The sequence below is a fragment of the Rhizobium sp. BK212 genome, from assembly GCF_014197475.1.
GTDB classification, from domain to species: Bacteria; Pseudomonadota; Alphaproteobacteria; order Rhizobiales; family Rhizobiaceae; genus Rhizobium; species Rhizobium anhuiense.
The window spans coordinates 315,652-334,780 of the sequence record NZ_JACIFS010000002.1; the positions used below are offsets into that span (position 1 = coordinate 315,652).

General features: G+C 62.6%; 17 protein-coding genes, 1 tRNA gene and 1 pseudogene. 11 read left to right on the forward strand and 8 right to left on the reverse strand.

Annotation, left to right across the window (positions count from 1 at the left end):
* The first annotated feature begins 140 nt into the window (after positions 1-140).
* Both FHT79_RS06590 and FHT79_RS06595 read left to right on the forward strand, forming a co-directional pair.
* On the forward strand, positions 141-524 hold the full coding sequence (locus FHT79_RS06590) for a VOC family protein (protein ID WP_047611743.1): 384 nt from the start codon (positions 141-143) through the stop codon (positions 522-524).
* 128 nt (positions 525-652) lie between these two features.
* Positions 653-1,984, forward strand: coding sequence for a hemolysin family protein (locus tag FHT79_RS06595; RefSeq protein WP_183903103.1), 1,332 nt, complete (start codon positions 653-655; stop codon positions 1,982-1,984).
* A 77-nt stretch (positions 1,985-2,061) separates the two neighbouring features.
* Here FHT79_RS06595 and chrA read toward each other — a convergent pair whose 3' ends face one another.
* Both chrA and FHT79_RS06605 read right to left on the reverse strand, forming a co-directional pair.
* The gene (gene chrA / locus FHT79_RS06600) at positions 2,062-3,483 is read right to left on the reverse strand and encodes a chromate efflux transporter (protein ID WP_183903104.1); all 1,422 of its coding nucleotides are present in this window, start codon (positions 3,481-3,483) and stop codon (positions 2,062-2,064) included.
* Between the two features lies 1 nt (position 3,484).
* Positions 3,485-4,300 carry a sulfurtransferase/chromate resistance protein gene (locus tag FHT79_RS06605; protein WP_183903105.1) on the reverse strand — a complete coding sequence of 272 codons (816 nt, stop codon included), beginning with the start codon at positions 4,298-4,300 and terminating at the stop codon, positions 3,485-3,487.
* Positions 4,301-4,584: 284 nt separating this feature from the next.
* Between FHT79_RS06605 and FHT79_RS06610 the strand changes: the two genes are divergently transcribed.
* The 5 genes from FHT79_RS06610 to FHT79_RS06630 all read left to right on the forward strand — a co-directional run bounded on the left by FHT79_RS06610 (position 4,585) and on the right by FHT79_RS06630 (position 7,395).
* Positions 4,585-4,893 carry a hypothetical protein gene (locus FHT79_RS06610; protein ID WP_047610744.1) on the forward strand — a complete coding sequence of 103 codons (309 nt, stop codon included), beginning with the start codon at positions 4,585-4,587 and terminating at the stop codon, positions 4,891-4,893.
* Positions 4,894-5,349: 456 nt separating this feature from the next.
* Positions 5,350-6,261, forward strand: a complete 912-nt coding sequence (locus tag FHT79_RS06615; protein ID WP_183903106.1) for a PhzF family phenazine biosynthesis protein — start codon at positions 5,350-5,352, stop codon at positions 6,259-6,261.
* 218 nt (positions 6,262-6,479) lie between these two features.
* Positions 6,480-6,555, forward strand: a tRNA-Lys gene (locus tag FHT79_RS06620).
* 154 nt (positions 6,556-6,709) lie between these two features.
* Positions 6,710-7,006: a hypothetical protein gene (locus tag FHT79_RS06625; RefSeq protein ID WP_183903107.1), complete on the forward strand. Its 297-nt coding sequence runs from the start codon at positions 6,710-6,712 to the stop codon at positions 7,004-7,006.
* 86 nt (positions 7,007-7,092) lie between these two features.
* Positions 7,093-7,395 (forward strand): hypothetical protein, encoded by a 303-nt coding sequence (locus FHT79_RS06630; RefSeq protein WP_097594224.1) that lies wholly within the window; start codon positions 7,093-7,095, stop codon positions 7,393-7,395.
* A gap of 149 nt (positions 7,396-7,544) precedes the next feature.
* Here FHT79_RS06630 and FHT79_RS06635 read toward each other — a convergent pair whose 3' ends face one another.
* Together FHT79_RS06635 and FHT79_RS06640 are read right to left on the reverse strand one after the other, a co-directional pair.
* The gene (locus FHT79_RS06635) at positions 7,545-8,315 is read right to left on the reverse strand and encodes an NUDIX hydrolase (protein WP_183903108.1); all 771 of its coding nucleotides are present in this window, start codon (positions 8,313-8,315) and stop codon (positions 7,545-7,547) included.
* Positions 8,316-8,323: 8 nt separating this feature from the next.
* Positions 8,324-9,433, reverse strand: a complete 1,110-nt coding sequence (locus FHT79_RS06640) for an endonuclease/exonuclease/phosphatase family protein (protein ID WP_183903109.1) — start codon at positions 9,431-9,433, stop codon at positions 8,324-8,326.
* 198 nt (positions 9,434-9,631) lie between these two features.
* Here FHT79_RS06640 and FHT79_RS06645 point away from each other — a divergent pair, with 198 nt between their 5' ends.
* The gene (locus FHT79_RS06645) at positions 9,632-10,000 is read left to right on the forward strand and encodes a DUF4189 domain-containing protein (RefSeq protein ID WP_183903110.1); all 369 of its coding nucleotides are present in this window, start codon (positions 9,632-9,634) and stop codon (positions 9,998-10,000) included.
* A gap of 21 nt (positions 10,001-10,021) precedes the next feature.
* Here FHT79_RS06645 and FHT79_RS06650 read toward each other — a convergent pair whose 3' ends face one another.
* From FHT79_RS06650 to FHT79_RS06660, 3 genes and pseudogenes are all read right to left on the reverse strand, one after another.
* On the reverse strand, positions 10,022-11,077 hold the full coding sequence (locus FHT79_RS06650; protein ID WP_183903111.1) for an ABC transporter ATP-binding protein: 1,056 nt from the start codon (positions 11,075-11,077) through the stop codon (positions 10,022-10,024).
* A pseudogene (locus tag FHT79_RS06655) lies at positions 11,065-12,760 on the reverse strand (iron ABC transporter permease). Before FHT79_RS06655 ends, FHT79_RS06650 begins: the two are co-directional and overlap by 13 nt.
* Before the next feature lie 7 nt (positions 12,761-12,767).
* On the reverse strand, positions 12,768-13,745 hold the full coding sequence (locus tag FHT79_RS06660; protein WP_183903112.1) for an ABC transporter substrate-binding protein: 978 nt from the start codon (positions 13,743-13,745) through the stop codon (positions 12,768-12,770).
* Positions 13,746-14,042: 297 nt separating this feature from the next.
* Between FHT79_RS06660 and FHT79_RS06665 the strand changes: the two genes are divergently transcribed.
* Positions 14,043-15,101, forward strand: coding sequence for an aldo/keto reductase (locus FHT79_RS06665; RefSeq protein ID WP_183903113.1), 1,059 nt, complete (start codon positions 14,043-14,045; stop codon positions 15,099-15,101).
* A gap of 201 nt (positions 15,102-15,302) precedes the next feature.
* Positions 15,303-16,346, forward strand: coding sequence for a DUF2278 family protein (locus tag FHT79_RS06670; RefSeq protein ID WP_183903114.1), 1,044 nt, complete (start codon positions 15,303-15,305; stop codon positions 16,344-16,346).
* A gap of 22 nt (positions 16,347-16,368) precedes the next feature.
* Here FHT79_RS06670 and FHT79_RS06675 read toward each other — a convergent pair whose 3' ends face one another.
* Positions 16,369-17,589, reverse strand: a complete 1,221-nt coding sequence (locus FHT79_RS06675; RefSeq protein ID WP_183903115.1) for a PLP-dependent aminotransferase family protein — start codon at positions 17,587-17,589, stop codon at positions 16,369-16,371.
* Between the two features lie 268 nt (positions 17,590-17,857).
* Between FHT79_RS06675 and FHT79_RS06680 the strand changes: the two genes are divergently transcribed.
* On the forward strand, positions 17,858-18,958 hold the full coding sequence (locus FHT79_RS06680; protein ID WP_183903116.1) for a branched-chain amino acid aminotransferase: 1,101 nt from the start codon (positions 17,858-17,860) through the stop codon (positions 18,956-18,958).
* Positions 18,959-19,129: the final 171 nt, after the last annotated feature.

Consider the following 19,129-nt stretch of genomic DNA (forward strand, 5'->3'; position numbering starts at 1 on the left):
ACGTAGCCCCGAAGATCGGATTCGATTTTCGGAAGAATTGGGCGCAGATTCAAATAATGCAGCGTGTCCCTGCCTCCGAACGAGCGCTTGGCGCCGTCGGACTGTCGTGCGGGATCGCTCTAGAGACAGTGGAGGAAATCATGCCCGGCATCAGCGTGCGCTATATCGTCGACGACGTCGACGTCGCGTTGGAATTTTACACGAGACATCTCGGCTTCTCGATCGCGCTTCATCCCGCGCCCAGCTTCGCCATCCTCACCAGGGACGGCTTTCGTCTGCTCGTCAGCGGCGTGACGGGACCGGGCGGAGCGTCTCAGGCGATGCCAGACGGACGAAAGCCCGAGCCCGGCGGATGGAATCGCATCCAGATCGAAGTCGCGGATCTGGAAGCCGAAGTCGCCACGCTGCGCCAGGCCGGCGCGCGTTTTCGCAACGAGATCGTGCAGGGCATGGGCGGCAAGCAAATCCTCCTCGAAGACCCGGCCGGAAACCCGATCGAACTCTTCGAAGCACCGAAGAGGTGACGCGGCAGCGGTCACCCGATGACGGCAACCCGACATCCACATCGCGTGCAGCAAGAATGCGGCTGCGCCTTGCTACCTCTGTCCGAGCGTGTAGTTTCGGACTCGCATCAATTCAGAGGTAGGGAAACATGTCCGAATCCGCGGGCGGGCTCTTCGACTATGTCGGGATACTAGCCGTGTTGCTTCTCGTGGCCGCCAATGGCTTCTTCGTCGCCGCCGAATTCGCACTGGTGTCGGTGCGGCGCAGCCGTGTCACGGAACTTGCCGCGGCAGGCCGCATGAATGCCTCCGCACTTCAGCACGCCGTCGACAATCTCGATGCCAACCTCGCAGCCACTCAGCTCGGCATCACCATTTCGTCGCTCGCCCTTGGCTGGGTCGGCGAGCCGGCGCTTGCGCACCTGATCGAGCCTCTGCTGTCCTGGCTGCCCGGGCAATGGGCGGCGACAGGCGCGCATACCGTCGCCATCGTCATTGCCTTCGTCATCATCACGGCGCTGCACATCGTGCTCGGCGAGCTCGCGCCGAAAAGCCTGGCGCTTCAGCGCAGCGAGGCCACCTCGCTTGCTGTGGTGCGTCCGCTCGGGTTCTTCCTCGTGCTGTTCAAGCCGGCGATTTTTGCCCTGAACGGCATGGGCAACCTCGTGCTGCGCGGTGTGGGTCTTCGCGCCGGAACCGGCGAATCGTCGTTCCATTCGCCGCAGGAGCTCAAGCTGCTGGTCGCCGAGAGCCAGGAGGCCGGCCTTCTCAACCAGGTGCAGCAGCAACTGGTCGAGCGGGTGTTCAACATCGGCGACAGACCGATCTCCGACATCATGACCCCGCGTCTCGATATCGAATGGTTCGACGCCGACGACAGCGACGCCGAGATCCTGAAGACCATCCGCGAATGCGGCCATGAGCAGTTGCTGGTCGCGCGTGGCTCGATCGACGAACCGATCGGCATGGTGTTAAAGAAGGACCTCCTCGACCAGGTTCTCGACGGCGGCAAGATCCGGCCAATGGAGGTGATTAAGCAGCCGCTGGTGCTGCATGAGGGCACCTCGGTCGTCCGCGTGCTCGACAGTTTCAAGGCCTCGCCCGTTCGCCTCGCCATCGTCATCGACGAATATGGCAGCCTCGAGGGCATCGTCACCCAGACCGATCTGCTCGAAGCCATCGCCGGCGACCTGCCGGGATCCGATGAAGAGCCCGATATCGTCGTCAGGGAAGACGGCTCGCTCTTGATCGATGCGATGATGCCGGCCTTCGACGCCTTCGAACGGCTGGGCCTGCGCGATCGTCCGGATGCCGATTTCCATACGCTTGCGGGCTTCGCGCTGCATCAGCTCCAGCACATCCCCGAAGCCGGCGAAACCTTTCTCTTCGACGGCTGGCGCTTCGAAGTGCTCGACATGGACGGCATGCGCATCGACAAGATGCTCGCGACGCGCATTCCCACGGATGGGGCGGAAGCCTAGTCTAGCGGATCGGCCCGCACGATGCGGAGGTCTGAAGTATTGGAGCGTCCTTTGTGCGTCCGAAAGGACGCACGGCTCTAGTTCACCGCCAGCGTCCAGATCATCCCTGCGGCTGCACAGGCGAGCAGCGTCGCGATCACGGAAGCCTTGAAGCGGAAGATGGCGACGGCAGCAGCGGCCGACAGCGCCATTGCCGCCGGCATCGCCGATTGCAGCACGGGGATATCGAGCCGCAAGCCGCCAAGGCCGACGGTCGCAACCTCGGCAAACAGCGTGTGCAGGGCAAACCAGATGGCGAGGTTGAGAATGACCCCGACGACCGCCGCCGTTATGGCCGACATCGCGCCGGCAAGCGCGATGTTGCCGCGCAGTTTCTCGATGAAGGGCGCGCCGAGGAAGATCCAGAGGAAACAGGGCACGAAGGTGACCCACGTCGTCAGCATCGCCGCAAGCGTGGCAGCAAGCATCGGGTTCAGTGCTCCGGGATCGCGGTAGGCGCCCATGAAACCGACGAACTGCACGACCATGATCAGCGGCCCCGGCGTCGTCTCGGCCATGCCGAGACCATCCAGCATCTCGCCGGGTTTCAGCCAGCCGAAATGCTGCACGGCCTCCTGCGCGACATAGGCCAACACGGCATAGGCGCCGCCGAAGGTGACAACCGCCATCTTGCTGAAGAACAGGCCGATTTGGGTAAAGACACTGTCGGCACCGAAGGTTGCGTAGAGCACGGCGAGCGGAGCGAGCCAGAGGGCGAGCAGCGCGGCCGACATGCGCAGCGACCAGGCAAGATTGGGGCGCGCATGCGCCGGTATGCCCTCGCCGAGCGCGGATTCGGCATCCGACAGCACCGGGCCGCTTCCGGCCTTGTGGCCGCCGCCCGTCCGGAAGGCGGCAAGCCCGAACCTGCCGCCGACAAAGCCGGCGATGCCGGCCGCGAGCACGATCAGCGGGAATGGCATATGGAGAAAGAAGATGGCGATAAAGGCCGCGGCCGCAATAGCAACCATGACGTTATTCCTCAGCGCGCGGCTGCCGATACGGATGACGGCCTGCACGACGACGGCGAGCACCGCCGCCTTCAGCCCGAAAAACAGACCGGCGACGATGGCGACGTTGCCGTAAGCCGCATAGATATAGCTGAGACAGAGGATCGATAGAAACCCCGGCAGCACGAACAGCAAGCCGGCGACGAGACCACCCGCTGTCCGGTGCATCAGCCAGCCGATATAGACGGCGAGCTGCTGCGCCTCAGGTCCGGGAAGCAGCATGCAATAATTCAGCGCATGCAGAAAACGATGCTCGCCGATCCATCGCTTCTCGTCGACAATGATCCGGTGCATGACGGCGATCTGGCCGGCGGGACCGCCGAAGCTCAGGGCGGCGACGCGCAGCCACACCCTGAAGGCGTCACCAAACGAGACGCCGTGATGATGCGCCCCATTCGCGTCCTCCCCCGCCATTTTGCCGCCGGATGCAGCATCCGTCATCTCGGCCATCTCATGCCCTCTTCTTCGGCGCTGGCCAGTTGTGGGTTTCCTCGGTCGCATCCCGGCACCAGCGGAAGAAGGCGTCGTAGAGCAGCATCCCGGCTTCCAGCTGCTCCAGATCGTCGGAATACATCCTGGAGAGGCCGAGCGACGCCGCAAGCAAGCCAGGCGCCTCGGGCGCGAGGTCGGGCCTTGCGGTATCCGCCGCCCTGACGATCCGCGCCAGGCGCAGAAGCGGTTCCGACGCCAGTCCGAACTCCTCGACCATGACGTCAAAAGTGCAGAATTCGCCGCGGTGGCTCCAGAACACATCTTCGATATCGAAGGGCGCCGCCCCAAAGCGTTCTCCGACTGCGACAACCTCCGGCGCCGGCACGAACAGGAAGACAGCGCTCGGATCGACGAAGCGCCGGATCAGCCAGGGGCAGGCGATGCGGTCGATCTTCGGCCGCGCGCGCGTTACCCAGACAGTCCGTCCCTCCGCGTCGCGGCGCGGCAGCTTTTCCCAAGGGACCGCCGGTCCGCCTGCGATCCAGGCTTCGAAGCCGCCCTCGAGGCTCTCGGTATCGATACCGGCATGGCGCAGGTAGGCTGCAACGCCATGGCTGAGCTTGCTGCCCTTCTGGCAGACCACGACGACGGAATCGGCATCGACGCTGCCGGCCCAGGACGCGACCTCGGTATGGTCGCGCCGGATCGAGCCCGGCACCAGGCGCGGATCGAGCCCGAAGTCCTCCTTCGTGCGAACGTCGATAATGCAAGGCGCACCGGGAGTTCCGATGAGGCGGCTGAGCTTGTCGGGAGAAATTTCGAGAAATGACGGCATGACGCGTCCCTCCGTTGATCGGTTCTGTTGGACGCGATTCTTCAGCATGACGCCTCGTGGGGTGATCGCGACCCCATGGGAAAAGCATGCAAAAGTGCCCCCGCCATGTCAAGGGCATTGGGTCGCGGCGGCTGCTGTTCGCAGGGCACCCGATCGGCCGGCATCTCGTCCTCCGGGACAAGAATGAAGAGGACGAAAACTCAATCAACACAGGCGCTTCGGCCCAGAACGGAACAAAATGCCCACTTCGGCATTCCTCTGTCACCGAAAGAGGAGAAAGTACCATGACGTACGACCCCAATAATGCCAACGACCCCAACCGCCCCCTGAACCCAAATTTGGATCTGCGCACCACGCCGAGCGCGCGCAACAATAATACGTGGGTTGTCTGGGTCGCTGCATTGGCCGTGATCGCTGTCGCTGCATTCGCCTATTCGCAGTGGAGCACCCCCGGCACATCGCCGGATACGACAGCCTCCACGACCCAATCCGAGCCGGCGCCGGCCAAGCCGATCGCTCCGACCGACAACAGCGCAACGCCCGCACCGGCACCGGCACCGGCCACCCCGCCGGCTGCCCCTGCTCAGCAGTAACCGCTGCTCGGCCAAAGGAAGCCGGCCCGATGCCGGCTTCCTGACCGCTGTGGGCTCTTGAAGATTATTAAGCAAACCCTACTTAAGGGATATCACATCTGTCTCTAACGGCTGACCACGGATGTACTGGCAGCCGTTATCGAGACTGATCGAGGAAGGTCGGTGCGAGTTTCGCCCGGCCTTTTTCTTGACCTCGTCATCGATGCCGAATGGGGCAGTCATGCCTGCTCCTGCCAAAGCGCTGCCCGAAAATCGAAAGCGATTGTCGCGGCGCTCCAGGCCGACTTAAAGCGCCATGCGTGCTTTCGAACGCATAATGGACGCTCTAACACCTTGAATTTACGCATCGTGCTTTCCGAAAATCGATTCCGATTTTCGGGCCGATGCGCTAGCGCCTTGCACTCGACCGCTTGGTCGGGCAGGTTGGCGGCGCGATGACGATTCAAGGAGGCTGATGTGGCGCGAAGCTACAGCGTCTATGACGTGTTCACCGATCGAAAGCTTGCGGGCAACCCGCTGGCGGTGATCTTCGACGGAGACGATCTCAGCGACGAGGCGATGCAGGCGATCACCCGGGAGCTTAATCTCTCCGAGACGGTGTTCGTGCAGCCTTCGAGCAACCCCGCCTATGCAGCGCGGCTGAGGATATTCACACCGGGGCGCGAGCTGCCCTTTGCCGGCCATCCGACGGTCGGCACGGCGGTGGCGCTGGCCGAGCGGGCGCATGGCGCGACGACCCGCGATCTCGTCTCGGTACTCGAGGAAAATGTCGGGCCGGTGCGCTGCGCGGTGCGGCTGAGGGAGGGCGAAGCGAGCTTTGCCGAATTTGACCTGCCGCGCAAGTCGCAGCCGGCCATCATGCCGCTCGACAAGCTCGGCATTGCCGATGCGCTGTCGCTGAAGGTGACCGAAATCGGCTTCGAAAATCATGTCCCATCGGTCTGGAGCGCCGGTGTCCCCTTCCTGCTCATTCCGGTGCACGATGTCGGAGCTGCGCAGCGGGTGGAATTCGATCCGCAGCTCTGGGAAAAGATCGTGCCTTTCGTCGACGGTGCGCTCGCCTCGGCCTATGTCTATTGTCGCGGCGGCGTCAACCACGTGGCGAAGTTCCATGCGCGCATGTTTGCAAGCGGCATGGGCATCGTCGAAGACCCGGCTACCGGCTCGGCAGCGGCGGCGCTCTCCGGAGCGATCCACCATTTCGACCGGCTGACGGACGGACATCATCCGATCATGATCGAGCAGGGCGTCGAGATGGACCGGCCATCCTTTATCCACCTGCATATCGATGTCGACGGCGGGACGATCTCCAACGCGCGCATCGGCGGCCAGGCGGTGCGGCTGGCCAGCGGCACGCTCGACCTCTGATTTCACCGGAGCGCCGCGCGTCCGACAGGACGCGCCCTATCACTTTGAATCGGCGCATAATCCTTTCCGAAAATCGCTTCCGATTTTCGGGGTTATGCGCTGCATTTCGGCCATGCCGAAAAATCTTCGCGATTAACCAAAGAAATTTCGCCTATGCGCTGGACAAGCCTGCCGATCCTGTTTATACGCCCCGTCACACCGCGCAGCCAAGCGCGAACGGGTGATTAGCTCAGTTGGTAGAGCAGCTGACTCTTAATCAGCGGGTCGTAGGTTCGAGCCCTACATCACCCACCAAATCTCTTGAAAAGATTGATGTTTCTGAATTCAGGCCGGGTTTTCCGGCCTGCCGGAAACCGTTGTGGACGCCGGCGGCATGGTTCGTCTTGCCGTCAAGGCTGGCCGCCGCGAACCGCGCGCCCTATCTCTCTCTCACAGACGGGAGGGGTGCATGAGAAGCGTTATTTTGGCCGTCGCCTTGTCTCTGCCCTTGCCGGCCTTTGCCGCCGGTGCAACGGAGGTCAAAGCGGGCGATCACAGCTGCGGCGAGCTTGCGCAGATCATCCGTCAGAATAAAAAGGTCTTTGTCCGGGTCGGCTTTGGCGGCCGCAGCTTCCGCTATCCGCCCGCCCAATGCAGCATGGGCGACAAACGCAGCACGACCAGTTTTCGCGATGCTAAGGGGAAACAGTGCATTCTCGACTATGCCTGCGTCTTCGACCCGGCCTCGCCCTATAACTTCCCCTAGAGCACCGTTCGTGTTTTCGGACGCACAAAGGACGCTCTAACACTCTGATTGCGCCAGCCGCCTCTTTCTCACATGCAGGAGTTTCCATGAAAAGCACTGTTCTAGCCGTCGCATTGTTGTTTCCGTCCGCAGCCCTTGCCGTCGAGGCGGTGGAGGTCAATGCCCGGGATCACAGCTGCGAGGAGCTTGCGCAGATCATCAGGAAGGACAAGGCGGTTTTTGTGCGCATGGGCTTTGGCGGCCGCAGCTTCCGTTATCCGCCGGCCAGGTGCAATCTGGGCGACAAGTACGACACCGCCAGGGTAAGGGATGCCAACGGCAAGCTTTGCCTTCTCGACTACGAATGCGTCTACGATCCCCAGTCCTTCTATAACAGGATCCCCAAATAATATCCTGAAGCGTCGCGCAATACGGTTCCAGGCACCGGCTTCGAATCTCATGGGAGGCACGAACCACCGCCCTCTTCCTTCGAGGCCCCTTCCGGAGCACCTCTGGATGAGGGCTGATTGGTGTGGCGTGACGCGGACGAACTGATCGCCTATGCGCCGGCCTTGCCGAAATACCAGTCGATCACCGGCAGCATGGCGATGTTATAGGGATAGGCCGAGGGATCAGCCGAGCGGATGGCCACGGCGCCCGCGATCTCCTGGTCGTCGGCGACCAGCATGTGGCGCTCGATCTGCTCGATCATCTCGTCGGCCGTCATCTCGAAGCGGAAGAGCCGCAGCAGCGTTACCGTGCGTTTGTTATGGGTGGCGAACAGCCCCTGCCCCGCGGCGGCATCGGCAAGATCGAGCCCGGTCTCTTCGTGGACCTCGCGGCGCATGTTTGCCTCGATGTCGCAGCTGTTGTCGACGATATCCTCCGGTTCGAGCGAACCGGCGGCGAAATAGACCTGGCCGGGATTGGCGGTATGGGCGCCCATGCGGATCGCCACCAGCGCGCCGTCGGAGCTTTCCAGCACCGGATAGGCGAAGACGTGAATGCCGCCCTGACGCTGCGGCTGCCGGCGCCACCACATGAACGCGGAAAAGGGAATGACATGGCCCTCGCCCACAATCCCGTCTTCGCTGAGCGATATCAGTCGCTGGAACACCATGCGCCCGTCGAACAGCGCCGGGTTGGCAGCGGTCTCGCGTGCCCAGTTCTCTCGAATCGCCGCTTCTTCGGCGGCGACGAGGGGATGGGGGCCGGGCAGGACGCGCAGATCCACGCCGGCAATCGGGAAGACCGTCGCCGACGGCGGCCAGCCGGCGAAATCATCGGAGAAATTGGCGTTGGTGAAATTCATGTTCAAATTCGTTTTCATGTTCGCTTTCAGGGAAGGTCCAGTGTCATGACGACGGGGCAATGATCGGACGCCTTCGGCCTGTCCCAGCCGGTGCGCGGATAACGCTCCACCTCCTGCCCTGGCGGGAAGATGGTGCGGTAGGGCTGGCCGCCGCGGATGATTTCGGGCAGGCGACCGGCATTATGGGCGGCGAGCGCTGGTGAAAGCCAGAGATAGTCGAGCTGGCAGAGCCACTGCTCTTGCGGCCCGCGCGCATGATAGAGCGTCCAGCGGTCCAGCGCAGGGCGGCGGCGTACGACGTTTTCGACAAAGCCGTCACGGCTGAAAACGTCGAGCGCGCTTTCGGCCTCGTCCTGATGCTCGAAACGATAGCCGGCGCCCCGCCGGCCGATGACGTCGACGCGCTCCTGATAATCATTCATGTCGCCGCAGATGGCGAAGCTTTTGGTGCCTGTGTGATCCGCACCGAAACGATCCTCGATGATGCGGCGCACCGCGCGCGCCTCGGCACGGCGGATCGGCATGGTCGATTGCCGCCCGTCCAGCCCGTCGCGCGGATTGCCCATCGACTTGAAATGCACGACATAGAGCGAAAACGGCCGGCCGCCGATCAGAAGGTCGAGCTCCAGGCAATCGCGCTTGAAGATCTTGTCGTCGATGCGGTTGGTGAGCCCCAGTTCCTCGTCGAACAGATCGAGATCGCGATAGGTCGTCATTGCATGGCTGCGGATGTCCCTGAGCTCGATCTTCTGGCCGTCGCGCGTTTCCTCGCGCATCAGCACCGCGACATCGATGCCGCGGCTGTCATTGCCCTCGACCAGATATTTCTGCCGGTAGCCGTTTCCGACCATGCGGAAGAGATAGCCGTATTCAAAGGCCTGAAGAGCCGCCATGTTGTCGATTTCCTGCAGGCAGAGGATATCGGCATCCGCGTCGGCGATCGCGAGCGCCGTCATCTGCCGCGTGTCGTCGGTCGCAGCGATCACCCGAGCCTGCTCGAGTTGCTGGTAGACGCCCTCGCTCGACACTTGGAAAAGCTTGATGACGCGGTCCTGGCGCAGCTGATTGCGGAAGCCGGTGAAATCGAAACGGGTCAGGAGATTTTCGACATTGAAGGTGGCGAGGCGAAGCGACATGGGAAGGATCCGGTTGCGGGGAGTACCTTAACCAGCAGAAGCCGCAGGAAAAGATGGCCGGCCAAGAAATATGCGGACAACCACCCCTCTTGCGGCCCCGGAGGCGATCGCCAGTGACTTAGGCCGCTGACATTCTCCCGCAGGCTCCGAATAATTCGTCCCGGACGACATTCACCGGTTCCGGGGCGGGAGCATTTCATGAAACGGATTTCTGCATCGATTGCGGTTTTGACTGCCCTCGCCGGCACCGGCCCGGCACTTGCAGACAGCTACGGTGCCATCGCCTATTCGCCATCAACGGGCACTCTGGGTTGGTCCAATGCCAATGACAATCGCGGCGACGCCGAAAGCGTCGCCCGGCGCAATTGCGACAGCAGCGCCGATGACTGCCGGATCGCCATCTGGTTCCGCAATGGCTGCAGCGCGGTGGCCGTCGGCCATCGCGGCGGCTGGGGCTCCGGCTGGGGTTACGACAACCGTGAGGCCCAGCGTCAGGCGATCGGCAGCTGTGGACGTCAGACCGGAACCTACCGTGTCATCCGCAGGCAATGTTCCGGCAGCGAGTGATCCCGAAAGGGCGCGGGCGTCTCAAAGCCGCCATGCCGCGCGCACCGATAACCTGAGACTGTCACCCGTCCGGACTGGAAAGCGGGAATAGGCCCGCAGCGTCTGCCCGTCGGCGAGGGTGAGCTTCAATGCGTAGCGCTCGCCCTCAAAGAGAACGGATTCGACCGCCGCCGCGATCCCCTCGCCGGCGGCGGTATTCTCGCCGGAGACCATCACATCCTCCGGCCGGACGAGGACATCCATCCGGTCGCCGCTGGCGGTCCCGGCGACAGCACCGGCAAACAACGGCTCCAGCACAGGCCGGTCAAACGCCCTGCAATTTCCGGCAACCCGCGGCAGCGTCACGATCGCCCCTCGCCCGATCAGCCCGCCGACGACGCGGCCTTCCGGCCGGGCATAAATTTCGGCAGGTGGCGCCACCTGCAGCAGGCGGCCTTCCGACATGACGGCGATGTCGGTCGCGAGCGCCATCGCCTCGCTCTGGTCGTGGGTGACATAGATCATCGTCGCGCCTGAGCGTTGATGGAACTCGCGGAAGGTTTCCTCCATCTCCTGTTTCAGGTGCCGGTCGAGATTGGCGAGCGGCTCGTCGAGCAGCACGACGTCGGGCGATGTGACCAGGCAGCGGGCAAGCGCCACGCGCTGGCGCTGGCCGCCGGAAAGATCGGCCGGCCGCCGTTCGGCATATTCGGCAAGCCGCACGATGCCGAGCGCATCGCGCACCTTCGTCCGATAGGTCTCGCCCGAAATGCCGCGCACCTTGAGGGGATAACCGACATTGTCGGCGACGCTCATATGCGGCCAGAGCGCATAGGACTGGAAGACCATCGCCATGTTTCGCTTTTCCGGCGGCAGCGATTGCGCGGCATCGGCAAGCAGCCGCTCGCCGAGATGGACCGACCCGTCGGTCGGCGTCTCGAAACCGGCGATCATGCGCAGCACCGTCGTCTTGCCGCAGCCGGAAGGCCCGAGCAGCGCCAGGAAGCCACCCTCACGCACATCGAGCGAAAACCCGCTGACGACAGCCCGTCCGGTGCCGAAATCCTTGCCGAGCTGATTGAGGATCAGCCTCGCCATGGGACCACTCCTTTCGGCAGCTGTTTGGCCAGAAGCTCGAGCAGCAGCATCAGCATGACGACCATGACGACGACGAGCACCGAAAGCGCCGAAGCAAGGTCGGAACTGCCGCTGTCATCGAGATTATAAATGGCGACACCGAGCGTCTGCGTGCCGGCCGACCAGAGAAGTGCGGAGATCGTCAGCTCGTTGCAGGCGATCAGGAAGACGAGGATTACGGAGGCGCCAGCGGCCGGCGCGATCAGCGGCACGATGATATCGGCAAGCCGGCGGAAGAAGCCGGCCCCGGAAAGCCGTGCCGCCTCTTCGAGCGCCGGATCGAGCTGATGAAAGGCACTGACCACCGGTTTCAGGCTGACGGCGAAGAAGGAGGAGAAATAGGCAATCAGGATGATCCAGATCGTGCCGTAGAGCGAGACGCGCAGGAATGGGATGGGTGCAGCGAACACCAGGATGAAGGAAACAGCCATGACGATGCCGGGCAGCGAATAGGGTATTTCGATGAGGCCGGAAACGATACGGGAAGCCGCATCCTTGCGCCGCGTCAGCGCATAGGCTGCAAGTATTGTCACCACCAGGAGACCAAGCGCGGTGGCGCCGGCAAGCGACAGCGAATTGACAAAGGCCGTGCGCGTCACCGCCTGCCGGAACAGGATCTCCTCAAAAGCATGCAGCGACATGGTCTTGAAGGTGAGCGGCACGCCATAGGCCGGCACCAGCGCGCCGGCAAGGAGCGCGAAGAAGGGTGCCGCCAGCATGAAGAACAGGATCACCCAGACGAGTGGCGCCAAGGCAAATCGCCAGGCACCGAGTTCGAAGGCGGCGCTCGCTCCGGATAGACCGATGACACGGTAGTCACGACCGCGCAGCGCCCGGTCCTGGATCATCAGGCCGACGACCGAGATGACGGCGATGATCGCCGAGAGTATGGCGACATCGCCGAAGGTCCGGCTGGTGAAGGCGGAAAACTTGGTGAAGATGAGCGTCGGCAGCGTGAAGATCGAGGCGGGAATGCCGAGAATGGCGGGGATGCCGAAATTGCCGGTACAGGAGACGAAGGAAATTGCCGCCCCGGCGATGATGCCGGGCAGCGACAGGGGCAGGATGATGTCGCGGAACACCCGCAGGCTGGAGGCGCCGGAAAGCCGTGCGGCCTCGACACCGTCGCGCGGCAGCGTCATCAAGCCGGCCCGAAGCGCCAGATAGACCAGCGGCGCATGCTGGACGCCGTAAAGCAGCGCGATACCACCCACCGAATAGAGCGGCTGCGGGCGAGCCGAGCGGCGGGGCAATGGAAAGCGCCTTCAACAGCGGGCTGGAGGGGCCGGACATCTGCACCCAGGCCAATGCCGTCACTTGCGGCGGGATCATCATCGGCAGCACGAAGAAGAAGCTGAGAGGCCCCTTGGAGCGGATATCGGTCAGCGTCAGCAGAAAGGCGAAGAGGCAGCCGATGACAAGCGAGATGACCGTGCCGAGAATGGCGGTGACAACCGTGTAATAGGTTGCCGACCACAGCGACGCCTCGCTCAAAACAGTCATCACGCCGCCATCGGCGAAGGCCGAGATCCCGACCATGGCAAGACGAGCGAGCGGCAGCACGCTGAGGATCAGGACGACAATGGCGACAAAAGGAAACAACCAGGCGGGCTGGCTGTTTTCTGTTTTGACATATCCGTGCATGAAAGGATCAGTTCGAACCGTAGATGCCCGAGAAGGTCTTCAGGTCCTGGTCGGTATTCTTCAACGCTTCGGCCGCCTTGATCGGCAGGACCTTGATGGTGTCGCGCGCCGGGAAGCCTTCCGGCACCTTCATGCCGTTGCGGGCCGGGATGTAGCCGAGCTTCTGAAAGCCTTCCTGGCCCTTTTCGGAGAGCACGTAGTCGACGAACTTCTTGGCGGCGTCGGCATTCTCAGTGCTGGCGAGGATGCCGACCGGCTCGGTGACAACAGAAACGCCTTCGCTCGGGAAGACGAACTCGACCGGAGCGCCCTTGGCCTTCTCGCGGATCGGCAGATAGTCAACGACCACGCCATAGGCCTTCTCGCCCGAGGCGACCGACTTCAGCACGGCGCCGTTGCCGCCGGCCGCGATCGCGCCGTTTTCCGCGAGCGACTTGTAGAAATCCCAGCCGAGGCCGGGAACGGCGGCAAGCGTCTGGGCGTGGATGAGTGCCGCACCCGAAGCAAGCGGGCTCGGCATGGTGACGAGGCCCTTGGCTTCCGGCTTGGTCAGATCCTTCCAGCTCGCAGGCTTCATCGAAGCCGACGTGTTGTACATGATGCCTGTCGTGATCAGCTTGGTGGAGTAGTAGTAACCGTCGGCATCATAGAGGGCAGCATCGTACCCTGCGGCTTCCGGCGACTTGTAGGCCAGGAGCCTGCCGTCTTCCTTGAGGCGCTCCAGCGTCACGACATCGGCGATCAGCAGAACGTCAGCGACCGGGTTGCCGGCCTGGATCTCGGCCTGGAGCTTCGCCATGATCTTCGGCGTGCCGTCGCGCACCCAGTCGACCTTGATATCAGGATTGGCGGCCATGAACCCATCGACCGTTGCCTGCGCATCTTCGTTCGGCTGGCTGGTGTAGAGAACGAGGTTTGCGGCCGAAGCCGGAATGGCAAAGAGGCTCGCGGCGACAAGTGCTGCGGCAGAAACGATCGTTTTCATGGGAAGGATCCTCGATTTCGATACCCCTCCCTTATTAGGGGTCGTTGACAGCGATGTGACAGCACGCCGCAGCCGCCAGGCCCAGGCTTCACAACCTTCCTTGACCTCCACCGGCTTTGCCGACAATCGGGGCGATCGCTGTGGCGCAATCTCGCAGGCGTCGTCTTCAACCCTGTGAAACATCCGATCATCTGGTATCCTGGCGCCAAGCAATCTCACCCAGGCGTGAACACTCGGAGATTGCCATTGCCGGGCTTTGCGCTACGTCACTCACGTTTCAATGAAGGAGGAATTTCTATGGAATATCGTCTGCTCGGCCGTTCCGGCCTGAAGATTTCGACTTTGACCATGGGCACGATGACCTTCGGCGGCGTCGGCTGGGCGAAGACCGTCGGGGACCTCGGCGTTTCCGAGGCTCGCAAGATGATCGATATGTGCATCGATGCCGGCATCAACCTGATCGATACCGCCAATGCCTATTCATCAGGCGAATGCGAAAACATCATCGGCGAGGTGCTTTCCGGCAAGCGGCCGCAGGGTGTGCTGCTCGCCACCAAGGCCCGCTTCAGCATGGGCGACGGCCCGAACGACCAAGGCCTGTCGCGCTACCACCTGGTCCGCGAATGCGAGGCGAGCCTCAAGCGCCTGAAGACCGATGTCATCGACCTCTACCAGGTGCATGAATGGGACGGCCAGACGCCGCTCGAAGAGACGATGGAAGCCCTCGATACCCTGATCAAACAGGGCAAGGTGCGTTACGTCGGTTGCTCCAACTATTCCGGCTGGCACATCATGAAGGCGCTTGGCATTGCCAACGAGCACAGGTACCAGCGCTTCGTCAGCCAGCAGATCCACTACACGCTGGAAGCCCGTGACGCCGAATATGAGCTGCTGCCGATCTCGATCGACCAGGGCCTCGGCGTGCTCGTCTGGAGCCCCCTCGCCGGCGGCCTGCTCTCCGGCAAGCACCGCCGCAACCAGACGGCCCCCGAAGGCACGCGCCAGTTCGCCGGCTGGACCGAACCGCCGATCCGCGACGAAAACCGCCTCTGGAACATCGTCGAGACGCTGGTGGCAATCGGTGAAGAGCGCGGCGTCTCCGCCGCCCAAGTGGCGCTCGCCTGGCTGATCGGCCGCAAGGCGGTGACTTCGGTCATCATCGGCGGCCGCACCGAAGCCCAGTTCCGCGACAACATCGCCGCCGCCGAACTGAAGCTCACGGACGAGGAGCGCAAGCGCCTCGACGCGGTCAGCCTGCCGCCGGTGATCTATCCCTACTGGCACCAGCTGAACACGGTCAGCGACAGGCTGGGTGAAGCCGATCTCGAGCTTTTCGCCCCGCATCTCCAGCAATAGGCAGCGGATCAGGCACAGCACGGCGAAAGACAAAGCATGTCGCGCAAAAGTGTGCAGCGGTTTTGCGGCCACGACATGCGCAAATCAGAGACCTAAAGTGTGGCAGGCGAATCCAAGAGATCGCGCTATACTTTAGCCGTCACAAAAGATGCACTTTCGCCGTGTTATCGTAACATCCCCGCCCACCCCGCGAGGTTTGCCATGCTGAAGAATTACAAGGTGCTGAAGGGTACGGCGAGCGCACTCGCCCTCGACGACGACAACGATCCTCATATCGAAATCCGCATCGAGGCGAACGGCGTCAGTTATCGCATCGCGCTCAACGTCCGCTCCAAGGAAACGCCGCACGATCTGCTCTATGCCAATATCGTCGATTTCAAGCACTCAGCGCTGACGGAGGCGCTCGAAGCGCTGCCGATGGGGCTGACCGACATCCGCAAGGACCGTCCAGAGCTTGCGATAGACTATGTTCGCGGCGGGCTGATCGAACGCGAGGATATGAATGTCGCACCCTTCCAGCTATCCGGCCCGAAAAACGACCTGCGCGACTTCATCGAGCCGATCGTCCAGGAAGGCATTGCCGATTCCGACGTGCATTTCTACGCCTTCGGCGAGGCCTGGGGTCCTGAGCACAACAAGCCGGACCAATATTTCCGTTTCGAGCCGGGCAACGGCATCCACGACATTCACATGAACCAGGGCGACGGCGGCAGCTTCAAGGCGACCAACGGGCCCAACCAGGACGGCGCCCTTCTCGTCCATTTCAACGATACCGACGAATGGGCGGCGATCTTCCTCTGCTTCCAGTCGCAGAATTGGAACACCGATGCGGCGACCGGCCATCCGGTTTCCGACAGCCGTGGCGGCCAGGGCCGCGGCGAAGGCACGCGCCGGCCGCAGCCGATCGTCGCCTCGTCGCTGCGCATCGTCGCCGCGCTGATCAACCCGGTGAACGGCGAAGGCGGCGCCGAGGCCGAAACAGTAACGATCATCAACCGCTCCGACATGACCGCATCGCTCGACGGCTGGAAGCTGGAAGACGAAAACGGCAGGACCCAGACACTGTCGGGATCGCTCGGCGCAGGCGAGCTGCGCACCGTGGCACTCGATGCCGCGGCCGGCGGCCCGCAGCTTGCCAACAGGGGCGGCGACATCATCCTGCGCAACGCCGACGGCGCCGTGGCCGACCGGGTCGGCTACGGCAAGAGCGAGACGGCGAACGAAGGCTGGACGACGATCTTCTGATCGACGCCCTCGCCAGCTTGGATCAGCCGCCGATTTCGGCCGAGATCAGCGCGCCCAAGCGGCCGATGCCGTCCTCGATCATCTGCTCGTTGGCGCAGGAGAAGCTGACGCGGAAGGTGTTGGCGCCGGAACCATCGGCGAAGAATGCCTTGCCGGGTACGAAGGCGACCTTGGTGGTCTCCAGCGATTTCGCCAAGAGCTTGGCGCCATCCATGCCCTCCGGCAGCGTGATCCAGATAAACATGCCGCCCTCCGGCTTGGTCCAGCTCGTGCCTTTGGGCATATATTTCTCGAGTGCCGTCAGCATGCAGTCACGGCGCTTGCTGTAGGCGGCCTTGATCTTGGCGACCTGCGCGTCGAAACCGCGCTCGGCGACATCTGATATCGCCATCTGGTTGATCGTCGAGGAATGCAGGTCGGCCGCCTGCTTCATCAGCACCAGCTTGCGGATGACGGGCGCATTGGCGACGATGAAGCCGACGCGAAGGCCAGGCGCCAGCGTCTTCGAGAAGCTACCGCAATAGATGGTGCGCGTATCGTTGATATGGCCCTTTTCGGCAATCTCGAGCGCCAGGATCGGTGGGATCGGATCGCCGTCGTAACGCAACGACTGGTAGGCCGCATCCTCGATGACGGCAATGTCGAGGTCTTCGGCCAATGCCAATACCTTCTTGCGGCCATCGAGATCGACGGTCTCGCCGGTCGGGTTGGAGAAATCGGCGGAGAGATAGGCGAACTTCACCTTGCCGCCGGCAGCCGCTGCGGCCGCCCGATAGGATTCCGGCGTCCGGTTGCCGTTCGGCGTCAACTGGTCATAGGCCGGTTCATAGGCGTTGAAGGCCTGCAGCGCGCCGAGATAGGTGGGCCATGTCACCAGCGCGGTATCACCAGGCGACAGGAAGAGCTTGCCGAGATAATCCAGGCCCTGCTGCGAGCCTGATACAATGAAGACGTTGTCGAGTTCGCAAGGGATGCCGAGAGCTGCCATCTGCTTGACCAGCCATTCGCGCAGCGGCTTGTAGCCTTCGCTCACTGAATATTGCAGCGCCGAGTTGACGGCGGCGCCGTCGAAGATATCGGCATAGGCCTGCTTGAATTCCCGATCCGGAAACAGCGCCGGATCAGGGATGCCGCCGGCAAAGGAGATGATGTCGGGCCGGTCGAGAAGCTTCAGCAACTCGCGGATCTCGGATGCGCGCATGCGCGACGAGCGCGACGCAAACATGGTGTCCCAGTTCAGCATGGGGTTTCCTCGTATTTTCTATACCGCCGACAAACCACGCCAGGGAAATTATGTCAATAATACTGACCTATTTTCTTGTCATGGTGACAAGCGTGGACGCCATCCGATATCGAAGACGCTCGATCCCGAATTTGCTGCTCGACGTCAGCCACTCCAAGCGATTATTCCTCTGATCAAAGTCGAAACCGGCTGATTCAGACCTTTCCAAGACCAGCTCGGCGGCAGTAGTGTCGCCGCCACTATTCAAATTACTATCAAGGTGCCAGCAATGACCGTGACGTCGGCCTCTTCTGAAATCAAAATCGAACTCCACCAGTCTCCCGTCTCCGACGCCGATCGCATCCAGGCACTGGAGACGCCAGGCTTCGGCAAGGTCTTCACCGATCATATGGTCCTGGCACGATGGACTGCCGACAAGGGCTGGCACGATGCGAAGGTTACGCCCAGGCGGCCCCTGGAGCTCGATCCTGCGAGCGCCGTGCTGCATTATGCTCAGGAAATCTTCGAGGGCATGAAAGCCTACAAGGCAGACGATGGCCGGATTCTGCTCTTTCGGCCTGAAGAGAATGCCCGCCGCTTCGCGCAGTCTGCAGCCCGCATGGCGATGCCTCCTGTGCCCGAAGAACTCTTCCTGAAGGCCGTCGAAGAACTGGTCCGCATTGACAAGGCTTGGATTCCGTCCGGCGACGCCAGCCTCTACCTTCGCCCCTTCATGTTCGCCAACGAGGCGTTTCTCGGTGTTCGTCCGGCTCAGGAATATGTCTTCTGCATCATCGCCTCTCCGGTCGGCGCCTACTTCAAGGGCGGCGCGAAGGCCGTCTCCCTGTGGGTCGAGACCGAATACACCCGTGCGGCTGCCGGCGGCACCGGCGCTGCAAAATGCGGCGGAAACTACGCAGCCAGCCTCGTGGCGCAAGCCGAGGCGGCGAAGAAGAATTGCGATCAGGTCGTCTTCCTCGACGCAGCAGAGCATCGTTGGGTCGAAGAACTCGGCGGCATGAACGTCTTCTTCGTGATGAATGACGGATCGGTGGTGACCCCGCCCCTTGGCGGCACGATCCTGCCGGGCATCACCCGGGCCTCCGTGATCGTACTCGCCGAAGAAAGAGGCTTGCGCGTCGAGCAGCGTCCCTACTCCTTCGGGGAATGGCAAGACGACGCTGCCAGCGGCAAGCTCATCGAAGCCTTCGCTTGCGGCACTGCCGCAGTCGTGGCGGGCATTGGCCTGGTTCGACATGCCGGCGGCGAGTTTCTGGTCGGAGACGGACAGACCGGCAAATTGACCAGCGAACTGCGCCAGCAGCTCGTCAGTCTGCAGAAGGGCGTAACGAACGATGAGCGCGGCTGGACCCGCCTTATCCCGGCCTGAACTCCCGACGTTCCACGCGAACGGCGGCGTCAACACCGACATGGTGGGCGCCGCTCTCCGCCTCGCCCGCAAAGCTGCCGGGCTGGCGACCCTAGTCCGCCCTCGCCAGAGTTCGTGTCGAGCTGCACGATACGCTACGATGTTCTTCGAGCGGACGGCCACTAAGCAATC

Excerpts from the sequence above, each read along its gene's own strand:
- FHT79_RS06590 (WP_047611743.1), top strand. The coding sequence starts at position 141 with ATGCCCGGCATCAGCGTGCGCTATATCGTCGACGACGTCGACGTCGCG.
- FHT79_RS06595 (WP_183903103.1), top strand. The coding sequence starts at position 653 with ATGTCCGAATCCGCGGGCGGGCTCTTCGACTATGTCGGGATACTAGCC.
- chrA (WP_183903104.1), bottom strand. The coding sequence starts at position 3,483 with ATGGCCGAGATGACGGATGCTGCATCCGGCGGCAAAATGGCGGGGGAG.
- FHT79_RS06605 (WP_183903105.1), bottom strand. The coding sequence starts at position 4,300 with ATGCCGTCATTTCTCGAAATTTCTCCCGACAAGCTCAGCCGCCTCATC.
- FHT79_RS06610 (WP_047610744.1), top strand. The coding sequence starts at position 4,585 with ATGACGTACGACCCCAATAATGCCAACGACCCCAACCGCCCCCTGAAC.
- FHT79_RS06625 (WP_183903107.1), top strand. The coding sequence starts at position 6,710 with ATGAGAAGCGTTATTTTGGCCGTCGCCTTGTCTCTGCCCTTGCCGGCC.
- FHT79_RS06630 (WP_097594224.1), top strand. The coding sequence starts at position 7,093 with ATGAAAAGCACTGTTCTAGCCGTCGCATTGTTGTTTCCGTCCGCAGCC.
- FHT79_RS06635 (WP_183903108.1), bottom strand. The coding sequence starts at position 8,315 with ATGAAAACGAATTTGAACATGAATTTCACCAACGCCAATTTCTCCGAT.
- FHT79_RS06640 (WP_183903109.1), bottom strand. The coding sequence starts at position 9,433 with ATGTCGCTTCGCCTCGCCACCTTCAATGTCGAAAATCTCCTGACCCGT.
- FHT79_RS06645 (WP_183903110.1), top strand. The coding sequence starts at position 9,632 with ATGAAACGGATTTCTGCATCGATTGCGGTTTTGACTGCCCTCGCCGGC.
- FHT79_RS06650 (WP_183903111.1), bottom strand. The coding sequence starts at position 11,077 with ATGGCGAGGCTGATCCTCAATCAGCTCGGCAAGGATTTCGGCACCGGA.
- FHT79_RS06660 (WP_183903112.1), bottom strand. The coding sequence starts at position 13,745 with ATGAAAACGATCGTTTCTGCCGCAGCACTTGTCGCCGCGAGCCTCTTT.
- FHT79_RS06665 (WP_183903113.1), top strand. The coding sequence starts at position 14,043 with ATGGAATATCGTCTGCTCGGCCGTTCCGGCCTGAAGATTTCGACTTTG.
- FHT79_RS06670 (WP_183903114.1), top strand. The coding sequence starts at position 15,303 with ATGCTGAAGAATTACAAGGTGCTGAAGGGTACGGCGAGCGCACTCGCC.
- FHT79_RS06675 (WP_183903115.1), bottom strand. The coding sequence starts at position 17,589 with ATGCTGAACTGGGACACCATGTTTGCGTCGCGCTCGTCGCGCATGCGC.
- FHT79_RS06680 (WP_183903116.1), top strand. The coding sequence starts at position 17,858 with ATGACCGTGACGTCGGCCTCTTCTGAAATCAAAATCGAACTCCACCAG.